Here is a 14,385-nt window from a genome sequence, read left to right as displayed (position 1 = left end):
AAACAATTATACCACAACGAACGCTTGGAGAGCTATACCTGTTTATGATGCCCTGCGCGGCCTGGACAGCATGGTCAGCACCCATAAAAAGACAGTCACGAAAACAACCAGGGTCAAGAGTACGGGGGTTTGGTGAAAGCCTGCACTAAACATGTATTCCAACAGGCGGGTAATCATACCGCCTATTAATATTGCCAGGCAAAAAACGGCTAACCAGACCGCCAGACCCTCGCGCAGACCCCGCTCTTTAAAAATTACCATGGTCGACGCAATACACGGGACGGTAAGTGAAAGTGTCAAAAGCACAATAAAGTTTTGCAGGGGGAGCATCTGCAGGTTTAGTATCGCCGCGGCGCCGAACTCCTTTCTGATCAGACCCATCACAAAAATATCGGCCACCTCCTGCGGCAGGTGCAGCCAGCTCACAGTCACAGGCTGCAGGGCATTGCGCAGGCCCCGCAGCAGGCCTGTCACCTCAAGGATGCTTAAAAAAAGTGTCCCCCCGGCGAATATAGGGAAGGCTTCTTTGATAAACTGGTATGACCTGGACCAGGTCTTTACCAGGAAGTTGCGGGGCCGGGGCAAACGGAGGGGCGGCAGCTCGATCAGCAGAGGGGACGTCTCTCCCGGCAGAAAGCGGCCGAGCAGGGCGCCGGTGCAAAGGAGGACGCTGAGCATAATCATCACGTATAAAACCATATAGAAAGCGCCCTGCCCGGACAAAACGGCAATGATAATGGCCATTTGGGCTGAGCAGGGGACACCAAGCGCCAGCAGGAAAATTGCTATACGTCTCTCCCGGTCTGAACCCAATACCCTGGTTGAAATACAGGCCATGGTTACGCACCCGAAACCGAGGATCATCGGGATCACAGCCTGGCCGTTCAATCCCGCTCCAATTAAAGTGCGGTCGACCAAAGTGGCAATCCTCGGCAGGTAGCCAGAATCCTCAAGTATAGACAACACCAGAAAAATTCCCAGCACCAGCGGCAGTAAAATGCCGATCAGGTAGGTCACAGTAAGGGTTAAGACTCCGTACTGGCCGGTTAAAATGGTACTGACAACCGTCCCGGGCGGGAAAACACCGTTAATCAGCGACCTGAGCGCGGGCTCATAATAACCTGTCATAAAGCTCTCGGTATTGTCTACAATATATTGCGCAAAAAAAACCCCCACCAGTTCATAAACCGCCCACAAAGTAAATGCCAGCAGCGGAAAACCGGTGGCAGGCAACAGCATCCAGCGGCCCAGGCGGGAGGTAAAGCTTTCACCTTTTCTGCTCTCCTTCACTACCAGCGCAACCAGATTGTTCACTCTTTCCCTGCGACCCTTGTAGATAGCTTCCCGGTCCGTACCAGGTTCCAGTCCAAAGCGCCGGCTGACTTCCTGGTCACCTTCAAGGACCAGCAGGGCTTCCCGCCTGCCGGCAGGCGGGCTCACCTGATTAATCCTCTCCTGCAGGCCGGGCGCTGACTGACCGGGCTTGGCCAGATCTATCTTCCTCTTTAACTCGTCCATACCGGAGCCGCTCTCTGCCGCCATGGAAACTACGGGAACACCCAACAGGTTTTCCAGAAGAAGCGCGTTGATCTCCAGCCCCTCCCGGGCAGCCTCATCCGTCATGTTAAGGGCCAACACCATCGGGATACCCATATCGATAATCTGCAGGGTCAGGAATAAATCCTGCGCCAGGTGAACCGCGTTGACAACGTTCACCAGCACATCCGCGGCCAGGATGATGTCTCTGGTAATCTTCTCTTCCTCACTTAAAGAAGAGACACCGTAAACGCCCGGCGTATCGATTACAACATCACCGTTGTAACGACCGCAGGCCATATTAAGAGTAGTGCCCGGATAGTTTGAAACGTCCATGTACAGGCCGGTAAGGTTATTAAAGATAACAGATTTTCCGACATTGGGATTGCCGGCCAGCACTATTTTCCTGCCGCCTGGCGGGATGGCCTCCACCCTGCTTGCACTCTCCAAAAACTGATCACCACCATTTTCTATGTACAAGAGAAAACCGGCCTGCGCCGGGGATAAAACTAATATGGCTCAACTGAAATGGTCCTGGCCAGACTTCGACCAATGGCGATTTCCTGTTTATTCCTGGCCACCACCACCGGCCCCGCCGGCACTATCTCCCGGCAGGTGACAACAGATCCCTCGGCAATGCCCAGGCGGATAGCCTGCATTCTGGTCAGGTCATCTTTGATCCTGGTAACTTTGATGAGCTGCCCCTTTTTCGCTTCATCCAGGTTCATTGAGCCCGCCTCCAAATATAATGATAATCATTATCAACAGAATGAGAAAGATAACCGTTCTCATTTTACTTAAATTATATGTAATCTATTCAGCAAAATCAACAATATTTTTAGCAGAAAAGAGACAGAATATAAAAAAGCAAAAAGGAGGGTGAAAAGTGGCTGAAATAAACACCAAGGGAATGAAGGTGGCTGATCTTTCGGATGAACAACTCAACGAGCTCCTTCAGGCCGAACAAAAAATGAACAAAGCAGCAAATAATAAACAGGAACTATACCTGCTGGCAGTAAAAAGGTAAAGCCGGGGGCGCAAGCGCCCCCTACAGACTCGCTTTAAAAACAAAATAACTGCTTTTTCCGTCGCACTTTTTCAATTAATCCAACCTGCACGCTGGAAACAACAGCGGCAAAGCAACCGCACTGAAAGCAACATCCGGGCTGGCTTTTAATTGTAGGTGCGAATTCATTCGTCAGCGGAATGGGGACACATCTCTATTTGGGGCATTAATTAACAGCCGAGATATGTCCCCGATTGGATTGGGTATTCCTTTATTGACGAAGTATGTCCCCAATGCCTCAAGCTATTTTGGCGCTGACGCGCCTTGTTCGACTGAAGTCGAACCTGCATTATTAATTGTTATCCCCGTTTCTTGTCACGATAATTCTGCCCGCACTGTCTCCCAGAAGGAGGCGTCCTCAAACCCCAGTCGCCATATGGCTATGCCGCCGATACCGTAACTTTTAGCCAAATTCAGCTTAATACCAAGGCTGTACTTGTTCTCAAACCAGACCTCATGCTTTTTCCCCTTGTCATCATAGTAAATTAAGTAGGGCGAAGAAGCCCAGTCATTCCATTTAGCCGGCCCGTATTTCGAAATGAGTTCGCCGGTCTTGTACCAGCGCACTGACTTGTTCCCCACTGCCGACCAATCGTACCCGTAAGCCGGAATTCCCATTAATACCTTTTCCTTGGGTATGTTCCGCACCGTATAGTCCAGAACCCTCTGCACCCAGGGCAGCGAGGCAATTGGCCCGGGCGAGCCGCCCGACCAGTGCTCCTCGTAAGTCATCACCGCAACCAGGTCGGCAGTCTTCCCGATGGTCCGGTAGTCATAAGCGCCATACCACTCGTTGGAAGGGTTGTCCGTTGTCTTGGCGGGTATGGAAACTGTTAAGAGGTAGCCGCCGGGCTTTAACATCTGACTCAGCTCAGACAGGAATTTATTATAATTGGACCTGTCCCGCGCAGGCACACCCTCAAAGTCGATATTAACTCCTTTAAAACCATTTCCCTTTACCAGCGATACGATATTCCTTTCCAGGTTTCTTCTGTTTTTCTCCACCGACAGGACCTTGTGGATGACATCCCTGCTGTTGTATTCGCCCACGTTGTGAACCAACAATAAAGACTTGGCGTTCCTGTCAGCAGCAAGTTTCACACCGTCTTTAGGCACACTGCCGGTTAAGTCGCCGTCCCCGTCTTTGTTAACCAGATAACTAAAAAACGCCACACTGTTTACCAGCGCCTGTTTGTTGGAGAGCGAATTAAAGGACAGCTTGTCCCCCGGGTAGTCCTCCGCGTAATACCCCAAAACGGTCATTTTTTTTGACGCGGCCGACGCGTAGGCCGGGTAAAAAAACAAGCCCGCCAACAGTCCCGCAAAAACTAAAACAGCGATTAAAGCCCGCCTGGCATGTTCCATTATCTTCCCCCGCCTTTCAAATAACTTTAAAAAATCCAATCTTATGATAACAGCTCACTTGGACCTTTAACAAACATTCATTATTGCCAGTTATGGAACTCCCAGCATGGACAAGAATAAGCAGGAAATGTCGCGGCAGGATAAGCTGTTTAAAAAATGTTTCCCAGCCCGCGCCATAGTGTATAATATCAGTATAGTTAAACCAGATCTATCCACCAGTAAGGGAGTTGCCTTTAACCTTTGCACGAGCTGAAAGCCATATTTACTTCAAAAAGAGAACTCGGCCTGATCCTGATGCTTTTCTTTATGGAATTTACCAGGGGGGCTTTCTTCCTTACCTTCTTGCCTCTTTACGCCGTCAACTACCTGGGCATATCAGTCGCAGCCGCAGGTTTGGCCGTTTCAGCCCACTACCTGGTGGAGACCCTCTTTAAAGGAGCCGCCGGCTGGCAGCTGGACCGCATAGGTTATCCGGTTTTGCTCGCAGGGCTCCTGCTCGGCCTGGGCTCACTGCTTTTTATGAAGTTCTGCCACTCACCTGCCGTCCTGCTTATTGGCTCAGCCCTTTTCGGCCTGGGTGTATCACCGGTTTGGCTGGCTGTAATCAGCGGAGTGGCTCCTGTACAGCTAAAAGAAAGAGCCGCCCGGATGGGGATTGTCTTCGCGGTATGGCTTTTTGGCAGCGGCGGCGGTCCGGTAGCCATTAATTTTCTCATCGCCAGGGACTACAACCTGGCCTTCTGGCTGCTGATCGCCCTTTGGGGCGGCGCCCTGGCCGTGACCCTGCTGCTGCTCCCCTTTATGGAGAATAAGGCTGATGAAAGCTCCGGCTTCTCCTTCTGGACGGAAGTCGGCAAAATGGCGGAAAACCAGACGTTTAAGAAAATACTTATGCCGGGTATGTTCCTCCAAACCATGACCGGCGGGCTGATGCTGCCGCTGCTGCCCCTGTACGCGCAAAACAAGATAGGCCTTAGCCCCAACCAGTACGCTTTGCTGCTTTTAATCGGAGGAGCCGCCGCGGCTGTTTCCTTCCTGCCCATGGGGCGGCTGGCGGACAGGATCAGGCTTAAGACCCTGCTGGGCACCGGTTTTGGCATGAGCGCCGTCTCCCTGGCCCTTTTCCCAACCGCCCATAACGCTGTCACCTCCTACGGTATGGCCGCACTGGTCGGTTTTTCATACGCCATGGTCCTCCCCTCCTGGAATAACCTGCTGGCCAAGGTGATTTCACCTGAAAGACAGGCCACCGGCTGGGGAGTCTTCTCAACCATAGAGGGCATGGGCATTGCAGTCGGCCCGGCTCTGGGTGGCATAGTGGCCAAGAGTTTTGGGATTTCTACCGCCCTTTTTTTAGGCGCCGTACTGCTGGCCATGATGTCCTGCTTTTATTTTCTGTACCCTATTGAAAAACTTTTTACACACAGCCTTACAAACTGATCTGAGGATTTAATAATGGAAGCTTCTATTTTAAAAATCTTATTTCTGCTTATTTTTGTCTACTCACTGGCGCCGACGGTAGTGGTCCGTTTAGGCCATATCGGCGCTGTGTCACGGGCGCCCAAAGGCTGCGGCAGAGTCGCCCTCACCTTTGATGACGGCCCGGACCCGCTTTACACGCCGCAAATCCTGGAGATCCTGCACCGCTACCAGGTAAGGGCCTGTTTCTTCCTGGTCGGCGCCAAGGCCAGGGCTAACCCGGAGATCACCAGGCAGATCATCAAAGCGGGTCATGAAATAGGCAGCCACGGCTACGCCCACAAAGCCGCCTGGCTGCTTGGACCACGCGCCACAAGCAGGGAAATCGGCGAAGCCAGCCTGGCCATTGAAGAAGTGACCGGGCAGAAAATTCGCTTCTGCCGCCCGGCCTGGGGGCTGTTCAACCTTTTTTCAATCTGGTACTGCCGCCTGAAAGGCTTAAAAGTTATACTATGGACTTATATGAGCTGGGACTGGACTAAGAAGGCCACCCCGGAAAGCGTTACCCACAAAGTGCTGAGCAGGATCCGGGATGGCGCGATACTGGTCCTGCACGACAGTGACGCCACGCCGGGCGCGGCTAAAGGCAGCCCGTCGCGGGTGGTGGAAGCCCTGCCCCGCATCCTGGACGGCCTGAAGCAGCGCGGCCTGCAGGTAGCGCCGCTGGAGGAGATTATGCCGGCTAAAAAGAAGCCTTTTTCTAAAAAAGTTCTGCAGCGACTTTGGAGCTACGTGGACAGGTTTGTCCGCCTCATATCAGGGATCAGTAATTTAGGCGATGGAAACTCTATCTGGCGGATCGCTTTGCGCCGGCACCGCGGCAAGGACTGGACGATGCCCGGCGGCAATGTATTAAAACGCGGGGAACTCTATCTGGAGCTGCACATGAACAACGACAGGCTCCTGTCACTGGTGGGGGAAAATGCACTGCTTGAGCATTCTATATTTACCGCCTTGCGTGAAGTACGCAGCGGGCTTCCCCTGTTGGCTAAATTCTTAAACAGCAATGAGAAATACGGCGAAATAAACACCATTTTAGGGATCACCCTCCTGCACCGCGGGCTGGGCCGTTTTGGCTTTAAAACCGTGGATATGAAGCCCGGGATTTTTCAGACCTTTACCAGCCTGTACGAGCGGTGGCTGCTGGCCATTTTCCACCCCGACGGCTTCAAGGGCTTAAAATCTTACCGTTACAAACTCACACCCAAATATGTGGTGATTACGCGGCAGGAACTAATGAGCAAAAGAATACAGGAGTCAGGGTGAGACAAGAGTGAGACAAGGGGACAGAGTGAGACAAGGGTAGTGAGACAAGGGGACGGTTCTCTTGTCTCAAACCCTTGTCTCACAAATTAGTTAATGAGGTGTTTAGCATTGGACAAAGCACGTCTGGGGGCTGAACTTAAAAAAATATTTCCGGCGGAGCGGGTGCTTACCGGCAACCTGGAGCTAAAGCTGTACAGCTATGACAGCTCGTTCATGGCCAGGTTCCAGAGTTTTGTGCCCGACGCGGTAGTGCTGCCCCAAAGCACTGAGGAAGTATCCGCGGTGCTGCGGCTGGCCTGCGCGCACAGCATACCGGTTGTGCCCAGGGGCGCCGGCAGCGGGGAAACCTGCGGCTGCCTGGCCACCCGCGGCGGGATAGTTCTCGACCTGTCTGCCTGGGATACCATCGAAGAGGTTGACACCGAAAATATGCAGGTTTTTGTCAGGCCAGGCGTGGTGCATTACAAGCTTAACGAGCACCTGGCCGGCCACGGCCTGTTTTTCCCGCCCGACCCCGGCAGCACCCGCATGTGCACCATAGGCGGCATGGTCGCCAACAACTCCAGCGGCTTGCGGGCGGTAAAATACGGCGCCACCGAGCAATACGTCCTTGGCCTGGAAGTGGTGCTGCCTGACGGCCAGGTCATCAACACCGGCGGGGTCGGCTGCAGGGCTTTAAAAAACGTGTCCGGCTTAAACCTCACCAAACTTTTCGTGGGGTCGGAAGGCATATTGGGGGTTATCACCAAAGTGCGTTTGCGGGTATGGCCCCGTCCCAAAGCGCGCGGCATCGCCATGGCTGTTTTCAGTGAACTTGACCAGGCGCCCGCAACAGTGCTGGATGTTTACCAGTCTGGCATCCTGCCCTCGGGCATAGAAATTTTAGACTCTTCAGCGATCCAGGCTATCAACCTTTACAAACCGGAGATCAATCTCCCGGCCGCCGAAGCCATACTTATCTTTGAAGTTGACGGCAACCCGGCCAGTGTTGAGTGGGAAGGCCGGCAGATCGCCGAGATTGCCGGCAGGCGCGCTGCTTCCGTGGAATGGGCCACCAACCCTCAGCGTATGGCCGACCTGTGGCGGGGCCGGAGTGTAGTGGCCATTGCCGCCGCCAGGCTCCGGGCAGACGGCAGCAGGATCTTCGCCGGCGAAGATATCAGCGTCCCCTTAAACAGAGTTACAGAATCACTGCGTAGGATTAAAGAACTGAGCCGGCAATTCGGTGTTACAGTTGTTAACTACGGCCACATCGGGGACGGCAATATTCACACCGCCCCGGTGATCAACCTGGAAAGCCCGGAAGAAGTCGCCAGTGCCAACGGGTTGGTTGACGCCATTCACCGGCTGGCTATAGAACTGGGCGGCTCCACCACCGGCGAGCACGGGGTCGGTGCGGTCAGAAACCAGTACACCCTGGCTGAACACGGCGAGGCGGCCACGATTATGAAGAGGGTTAAGAAAGCATTGGATCCGTGCAACATCATGAACCCCGGCAAACTGCTGGCCCCGGAGGGGGATCAGGGAAGTGTTTGAGGAACTGCCCGAACTTAAAGATCATTACCTGCGCTGTGTGCGCTGCGGGCAGTGCCGTTCTGTCTGCCCGGTCTTTGAAGTAGTCAGAAATGAGACGGCCACACCAAGGGCGAAGGTTTTTCTGGCCCACATGCTGGCCAGCGGTGAGGTTAAGGCAAGTGCCGGGGTCGCCGCCCAGATGTCCCGCTGCCTGCTCTGCCAGGCCTGTACGAAGGAATGCCCCTCGGCCATCCCTGTTCATAAAATTGTCACCGCCACCCGCTCCCTGCTGGCCAGGGAAGTACCGTCCTCTCTGCAGAGAATTATTTTCAAGGAAATCTGGACCCGCCCCCGGCTGCTGCAACTTTCAGCCGGCCTGTTCAGAGGCTGCCAAAACCTTGGCCTGACCGGCCTGGGCAATTCTCTAGGGCTGCTGCCGCCCGCCCTGAACCTGCCCGGCAAACTGCCCAGCCGGCAGGCGCGGTCCTTCATCCAGGAAATCACCAAAGCTGAGGGTACCCCTAAAATGAGAGTGGGATATTTTCTGGGCTGCGCCACCAACTTTTTATTCCCGGCTGTGGCTAGAAGCACGGTAGCTGTGCTCGCACGGCTGGGCTGTGAAGTTGTTACCCCGGCGGAATTAAAGTGCTGCGGCCTGCCCCAGGAGGAAAACGGGCAAACAGAGGCCGCAGAAGCCCTGGCCAACTTCAATTCAGCCGCTTTTCAGCGCCTGGGGGTGGAAGCGGTGGTCACCGACTGCGCCTCCTGCTCAGCCGCACTGCGGGAAAGCATCGCATTAAAAGGCATGGAGATACTGGATTTATCGGAACTGCTCAATGATCTCCTTACCGGGCGCCATCTGCAAAAAATCAATAAGGTTATAACCTACCACGACCCCTGCCACCTGGCCAAAGCCCAGGGAATTACAGCCGGGCCGCGCGAGCTGCTGGGCCGGACTTGCGGCGAGTTCAGGGAAATGCCCGGCGCGAACAACTGCTGCGGGGGCGGCGGCTCCTTTTCTTTTTACAACTACGACACCAGCATGAGCATACTTGATAAAAAGATATCCTCGATAAAAGAAACAGGAGCAGAGGTTGTGGCAACCTGCTGCCCCTCCTGCACCATGCAAATCCGGCACGGGCTGTCAAAACAGGGCCTGCTGATCCCTGTGCTCCACCCGGTCGAACTCCTGGCCCAAGGTTTGGGAATCGGTTTCTGAGCTTAGTTTTTAGACAGTTCTTGCCCAATACCACTTGGGAAACCAAAAACTAAATGCGAAAAAGAGCAGTGTAGAAACATTACCATAGATCATACTTATTGAATAATAAATTCCCATCGACGCTGAATAAAGCAATATAATCCTCAAAAGTGCTTGTGTGATACTTAGAATTCCCCAGCCTACGGTTAGAATTTTCCATGCCGATTTATACTTTGGTTTTTTACGAAAGTCCTCCGGAAAGGCATCCTTCATTTCATACTCCGCAAACATCTGAATCAACGGTTTGCCAAAGAGCAAAGAACCCAGAAAAACCAAAGCAAGTAAAAAATCAGTAACTATCGGTGACGCTAAATAGAAAACCGGATTACGCGAAATAACAGTACCTACTAACGAGATAAAGGAAATGATCGCGCCAATTATAGCGTAAATATTAATCTTACGTTCCCGTATATATTGTATTAAAACAACTGCGACAGACCAGCTTCCCGCTAGTATAGTACCTGTAAGCTTCATCTGAAAACGGCCGAAAATGACAAATATAACTATTGGACATATGACGCTTATAACAAAATTCTTATTTAAAAACCTTCCCAGTACCGAATTGTTTAAAGCTAGTGACAACTGACCAGCCCGCGCAGCAAAGTCCTTTTGGGCGGAGGATTCCTGACCGTTCCCCCGACTTGCCTTTACTGAGCGGAGCTCGACTTTTTTGAGAAGAGTTCGTTCATCCGCAAGAGCAAACCAAAGTCGCCTTCAGTCCGGTACAAACCCTGCATAAAGGCGGTTTGTCCGCTTAGTTCGCCTCTGGCAATCTTCAGCCAAATCTCCGAGGGGGTAGTGATTGTCAGCGCAGGTGCGGGGACGGTCCCCTGGTGAGCGGTGCACTGGCCGTCCGCTATACGCAGTAGATAGTTACCTGGCTCTTGTCCGCCAACAATAAACTGAATATCTGCACACAGGTTCCCCGCGGCGGCAGCGTTAAAGGCTGCCGCCTGGCCGCTTATAAGTTCACGGAAGGTATCCGGCATGCCTTTTCCCATTGGCGGCAGGGGCAGCGGCGGTGAAAGGGTCCCTGCCCCGGCTGATTCTACCGCTTTTTCTGGCTGCGGTTCTTGAACGTCATAGCTCTCCCAGTGAGTGTTGGCAAAGCTTGAATATACTTCCGGATCTATCAGCCTGCGCTCCAGTATCTCCTGTGTTTCGGGTGTAATATGACCATATTCGGCCAGCTCCCGCCCTGCGCGGCGGGATGCCTCCAGATACCAGCGGATACTATCCTGCGCCTCCGGTACTTTCAGCAGCTCACCGGCAGCGCATAAAATAGCGGCGCTGAGGTCCAAGTCCGGCCCGGAAGTAAAAATACGGAATGTCTCTACCAGACCCGCAAAGTGATGCCGCTCCGGGAAACCGCAGTTGGAAATGAGAATAACCCGTTTAGGCCAGATTCCCTCGTGACGCATGGGGTGAATATACTGGTCGCCCCGTTTGATAATACTCGGCTTTAACAGCGGGATAACGCGGTCCATAAAGTTTTTCATCAGACCGGTTACGGTAAATATATAAAGGGGTGTGGCGTAGACCAGGACGTCCGCAGCCTTCATCTTCTCCAACAGCGCGGGCATATCATCTTTATGGACACAAACGCCGGGTGTCCTGGTCCAGCAGGTGAAGCACCCGGTACAGTGGTTGATCTTTTGATCTTTCAGATAAATTGTCTCCGTCTCCCCTCCCGCCTCACGGGCACCTTCCAAGAAAGGCTGCAGGATGCGGTCGGTATTGCCCTTCTCACCGCGCGGGCTACCGTTGACAGCCAAAATTTTCATTTATAGCGCCTCCTCTCTTTTTATCCCCGGACCTTAGTCTTTAGTTACGGGCATATCTAATGATTCAATTTTCACAATGGCCTCTTCAAGCCATTCAATCCATGCTTTTTTTTGTTTAATGCCCGCCTCCAGTGTGAGACCCCAGAACAGGCCTTCCTGCGCCAGGCCTGTGGCCTCGATATACTGCTGCAGGACTTTCCTTACCGGCCCCTGGTAGGCGCTCACCTGCTCCTTGTGCAGCGACAGCTGGCAGCGCAGTTGGGCCAATAGATCTTCTTTAGCTATGTTCCCGCCAAAAAAAACTTTGACCAGGAAGGGCTGCCGCTGCGGCGGCGTTTCCATAGGTTCCCGCAGCCAGCGCCGCAGTTCCGCGCGTCCCGCCTCCGTAATGTGATAGACTTTGCGGTTGGGGCGGTCTTCCTGGTATGCCACCTCCATAGTCAGCAAACCTTCTTCCTCCAACTGGCTTAGAGTTGGGTAAATCTGACTCAGGTTGGCGCTCCAAAAATGTTGGATTGACTGGTCGAAGCACTGTTTCAAGTCATAGCCGGACATACTGCCATAATTTAAGAACCCCAGTAAAGCATGTTTTAGCGACATATTACTCTCCTTGTTAAAGATATATTCAAGCACTACATTATATATACTATTGTATATATATGTTCTTATATATGATTATGGAACAATCTTCTTTCACTGTCAAGTATTAAGCAAAAAATATTTAACGGAAAATAAAAAAACGATCATGGGCGATCGTTTCTGTTTGCAGTCAGAGTTTAAATACCGTTAATATGGCAGGTTCAATTTCAATCGGACAAGGCGTGGCAGCACCGAAATAGCTTGAGACCTTGGGGACATACCTCATCAATAAAGGAATACCCGAAACAGAGATGTGTCCCCATTCCGCTGACGAATAAATTCGCACCTACAATTTTAAGCAATCATCGCCCAATCGGGGACATAGCTCGGCCGTTAATTATTACAATCGGGGACATAGCTCGGCCGTTAATTAACACCCCAAATAGAGATGTGTCCCCGTTCATTAGCTGATGTGTCCCCGTTCATATTACAGCAGTTTTCTCCACGGCTCGCCGGCCCGCCTGTCCAGAGCGCGTGACTCCCACTCCACATGGTCCCTGATCAGCGGGTCTTTGATCAGTTCTTCCCAGGCCAGCCTGACCCGGGCTAAGAAACGCCGGTCTAAAAGACTGATATCCCCCGCCTTCACCAGGGGGCATACCGGCACCGCGGCTTCATCCAGCCGCAGCTCGAGAGCGCCGCCCGGCGAGAGGTACGGTAAGACGGGAAAAGTCCTGCAGGCAAAGGGCCTTTTTTCCCTCGGGCAGACACCCCGGCAGCTCACAAAATAAACAACACCGCTCCAGCTGGGGCAAAACTCATATTCCTCCGTGGCGTGCTCCTGCCAGGTCAGCCACTCCTCGTTCCTGTTAAACATGACTTCTTCACCCGGCAGCAGGTACATGCCCCCCCTTTCTCCCATTCGGCGCAGCAGATGCCGCCGCACAGCAGGCCGCAGTCAACAGCCAGGGGTGTTACCTGGTCCAGCAGCCTGTATGCTCTCTCCCAGTCAACCAATTTTCTCAACTCCAAGATCGTCGCAAGATCTTCTTTATCTTATATTTTGCGGCTTTTCGGCCACCGCCAAGGTCAGCTGGCTTAACTGGCGCTTGCGTATGATAGACATATTTACCGTCTGACCGGCCTGCGTATTTTTTATGGCTGCCACCAGTTCATCGGCGTTGCTTATTTTTTTGCCGTTAAACTCAACAATAACGTCCCATTCCCTAAGGCCGGCCTTTTCTGCCGGGCTGCCTGCGATTACTCCGTCTATAACCGCGCCTTCAGCCCTGTCCAGGCCCAGGTAGCGAGCCAGCTCATTGTCCACGGTTCTGACCTGCACGCCTACCCAGGGGCGGCTCTTGCTCACATTGTTCTTGAGATCCTCCAGCACCTGCCGCACGGTGCTGGTGGGTATGGCGAAACCAATGCCCTGCGCCTGGGAGCTGATGGCCGTGTTAATGCCGATAACCTCTCCTTTCAGGTCCAGGAGAGGGCCGCCGCTGTTGCCCGGGTTAATAGACGCGTCAGTCTGCAGCAGGTTCTCATACTTCCTGTCGCTGACACTGATCGGGCGTCCTTTGGCGCTGATCACCCCGGTGGTGACCGTATGGTCGAGCCCGTAAGGGTTGCCGATGGCGATAACCCAATTGCCTACCCTGATCTGGTCTGAATTTCCCAGGTTCAAAAAGGGAAGATCACGGCCCGGTTCTATTTTCAGCAGGGCCAGGTCCAGGTCATAGTCCGCGCCTGTGACTTTTGCTTCCAGGTCCCGGTCAAACCCGGTCACGGTTACAGAAATACTGCTGGCTCCGTCTATGACATGCTCATTGGTGAGGATGTACCCGTCCTGCGAAATGATAAAGCCAGACCCCATGCCTTCCTCCTGCCTTGGCTGGGACGGCAGGCCAAAGAACTGCCGGAAAAAAGGATCGCTGAACAGGGGATCACTTGAGCCGCGTGAAGTTACCCTGGTCGATATTTTCACCACTGCCGGGCTGGCCAAAGAGACCACATCAGCCACTGTATCAGGGCCCACACCCGGCAGCAGGCCGGCCTGGTCCTGCCCGGAGTTTTGTTTGGACTGCGGCTGCTTGAGTAAATTACATCCCCCGTTAGATGCTGCCAGGACGGCAATTACTATGATTAATAAAAAAGCCCGCTTGATGTTCTTAAACAAAATCTTCCCTCCTGTCTGCGCGGTTTTTACATTAGAAGACTTATAATCGTTTTAAGTTTTAGTGTAATTACATCTTATATATTATTGCCTTTCTTCCTGCAGATTAATGAAAAAATTACCATGCTCAAATAAAAAATTTTATTTAATCATACGCTGGAATAAGCATTTTGCAGAAGGCCCGCCCCGGAGCGCGGCCTTCTTATATCTTTTTGTCAGGAAAAAAGATATAATCCTGACTTTGACAGTTATGAGGGCGAAAAGAGGCCGCAATCCTTGCAAATAAAGGGGTTGCGGCCTTCACTTATTGTCATAAATATGTAGGGTAACGGCTCATTTTTTGCTCTCTGCCAAAATATTT

At 52.7% G+C, this 14,385-nt stretch carries 14 protein-coding genes; 5 read left to right on the top strand and 9 right to left on the bottom strand.

Annotated elements, in window-relative coordinates; all coding sequences use genetic code 11:
- Positions 1 to 42 precede the first annotated feature (42 nt).
- Complete coding sequence (gene feoB / locus Pmgp_RS02040) at positions 43 to 1,986, bottom strand: ferrous iron transport protein B (protein ID WP_243119691.1); 1,944 nt, start codon at positions 1,984 to 1,986, stop codon at positions 43 to 45.
- 59 nt (positions 1,987 to 2,045) lie between these two features.
- Positions 2,046 to 2,264, bottom strand: a complete 219-nt coding sequence (locus Pmgp_RS02035) for a FeoA family protein (RefSeq protein ID WP_134212304.1) — start codon at positions 2,262 to 2,264, stop codon at positions 2,046 to 2,048.
- Between the two features lie 158 nt (positions 2,265 to 2,422).
- Between Pmgp_RS02035 and Pmgp_RS19600 the strand changes: the two genes are divergently transcribed.
- Positions 2,423 to 2,563: a hypothetical protein gene (locus tag Pmgp_RS19600; RefSeq protein WP_192902737.1), complete on the top strand. Its 141-nt coding sequence runs from the start codon at positions 2,423 to 2,425 to the stop codon at positions 2,561 to 2,563.
- A 354-nt stretch (positions 2,564 to 2,917) separates the two neighbouring features.
- Here the strand turns inward: Pmgp_RS19600 and Pmgp_RS02030 are convergent, their stop codons facing one another.
- Positions 2,918 to 3,967, bottom strand: coding sequence for a glycosyl hydrolase family 18 protein (locus Pmgp_RS02030; protein ID WP_134212303.1), 1,050 nt, complete (start codon positions 3,965 to 3,967; stop codon positions 2,918 to 2,920).
- Between the two features lie 240 nt (positions 3,968 to 4,207).
- Between Pmgp_RS02030 and Pmgp_RS02025 the strand changes: the two genes are divergently transcribed.
- The 4 genes from Pmgp_RS02025 (at position 4,208) to Pmgp_RS02010 (ending at position 9,446) form a co-directional block, all read left to right on the top strand.
- Positions 4,208 to 5,407 carry an MFS transporter gene (locus Pmgp_RS02025; protein ID WP_134212302.1) on the top strand — a complete coding sequence of 400 codons (1,200 nt, stop codon included), beginning with the start codon at positions 4,208 to 4,210 and terminating at the stop codon, positions 5,405 to 5,407.
- A 15-nt stretch (positions 5,408 to 5,422) separates the two neighbouring features.
- Positions 5,423 to 6,712 (top strand): polysaccharide deacetylase family protein, encoded by a 1,290-nt coding sequence (locus Pmgp_RS02020; protein WP_134212301.1) that lies wholly within the window; start codon positions 5,423 to 5,425, stop codon positions 6,710 to 6,712.
- A 108-nt stretch (positions 6,713 to 6,820) separates the two neighbouring features.
- Positions 6,821 to 8,248, top strand: coding sequence for an FAD-binding oxidoreductase (locus tag Pmgp_RS02015; RefSeq protein ID WP_243119690.1), 1,428 nt, complete (start codon positions 6,821 to 6,823; stop codon positions 8,246 to 8,248).
- Positions 8,241 to 9,446, top strand: coding sequence for a (Fe-S)-binding protein (locus tag Pmgp_RS02010; protein WP_134212299.1), 1,206 nt, complete (start codon positions 8,241 to 8,243; stop codon positions 9,444 to 9,446). The genes Pmgp_RS02015 and Pmgp_RS02010 overlap by 8 nt, the downstream gene beginning before the upstream one ends.
- Before the next feature lie 9 nt (positions 9,447 to 9,455).
- Here the strand turns inward: Pmgp_RS02010 and Pmgp_RS02005 are convergent, their stop codons facing one another.
- The 6 genes from Pmgp_RS02005 to Pmgp_RS01985 form a co-directional block, all read right to left on the bottom strand.
- Entirely contained in the window at positions 9,456 to 10,067 is a 612-nt protein-coding gene (locus Pmgp_RS02005) for a VC0807 family protein (RefSeq protein ID WP_282432859.1), read from the bottom strand.
- Between the two features lie 65 nt (positions 10,068 to 10,132).
- Positions 10,133 to 11,269, bottom strand: a complete 1,137-nt coding sequence (locus Pmgp_RS02000; RefSeq protein WP_134212297.1) for an NAD(P)H-dependent oxidoreductase — start codon at positions 11,267 to 11,269, stop codon at positions 10,133 to 10,135.
- 33 nt (positions 11,270 to 11,302) lie between these two features.
- On the bottom strand, positions 11,303 to 11,869 hold the full coding sequence (locus tag Pmgp_RS01995) for a PadR family transcriptional regulator (RefSeq protein ID WP_134212296.1): 567 nt from the start codon (positions 11,867 to 11,869) through the stop codon (positions 11,303 to 11,305).
- 466 nt (positions 11,870 to 12,335) lie between these two features.
- Positions 12,336 to 12,752, bottom strand: coding sequence for a hypothetical protein (locus tag Pmgp_RS01990; protein WP_134212295.1), 417 nt, complete (start codon positions 12,750 to 12,752; stop codon positions 12,336 to 12,338).
- Positions 12,698 to 12,865, bottom strand: coding sequence for a hypothetical protein (locus Pmgp_RS19595; protein WP_192902736.1), 168 nt, complete (start codon positions 12,863 to 12,865; stop codon positions 12,698 to 12,700). Before Pmgp_RS19595 ends, Pmgp_RS01990 begins: the two co-directional genes overlap by 55 nt.
- Positions 12,866 to 12,899: 34 nt before the next feature.
- Positions 12,900 to 14,027: a S1C family serine protease gene (locus Pmgp_RS01985; RefSeq protein ID WP_243119689.1), complete on the bottom strand. Its 1,128-nt coding sequence runs from the start codon at positions 14,025 to 14,027 to the stop codon at positions 12,900 to 12,902.
- Between the last annotated feature and the right edge of the window lie 358 nt (positions 14,028 to 14,385).

Origin of the sequence: Pelotomaculum propionicicum, from assembly GCF_004369225.1 — a bacterium.
Taxonomy (GTDB): Bacteria; Bacillota; Desulfotomaculia; order Desulfotomaculales; family Pelotomaculaceae; genus Pelotomaculum_B; species Pelotomaculum_B propionicicum.
The sequence above is the reverse complement of the archived record's forward strand: the minus strand, read 5'-3'. Positions and strand labels throughout refer to the sequence as shown.

What these genes read in the sequence shown, in the direction of transcription:
- Pmgp_RS02035 (WP_134212304.1), bottom strand. Translation starts at nt 2,264, where the DNA reads ATGAACCTGGATGAAGCGAAAAAGGGGCAGCTCATCAAAGTTACCAGG.
- Pmgp_RS02030 (WP_134212303.1), bottom strand. Translation starts at nt 3,967, where the DNA reads ATGGAACATGCCAGGCGGGCTTTAATCGCTGTTTTAGTTTTTGCGGGA.
- Pmgp_RS02020 (WP_134212301.1), top strand. Translation starts at nt 5,423, where the DNA reads ATGGAAGCTTCTATTTTAAAAATCTTATTTCTGCTTATTTTTGTCTAC.
- Pmgp_RS02000 (WP_134212297.1), bottom strand. Translation starts at nt 11,269, where the DNA reads ATGAAAATTTTGGCTGTCAACGGTAGCCCGCGCGGTGAGAAGGGCAAT.
- Pmgp_RS01995 (WP_134212296.1), bottom strand. Translation starts at nt 11,869, where the DNA reads ATGTCGCTAAAACATGCTTTACTGGGGTTCTTAAATTATGGCAGTATG.
- Pmgp_RS01990 (WP_134212295.1), bottom strand. Translation starts at nt 12,752, where the DNA reads ATGTACCTGCTGCCGGGTGAAGAAGTCATGTTTAACAGGAACGAGGAG.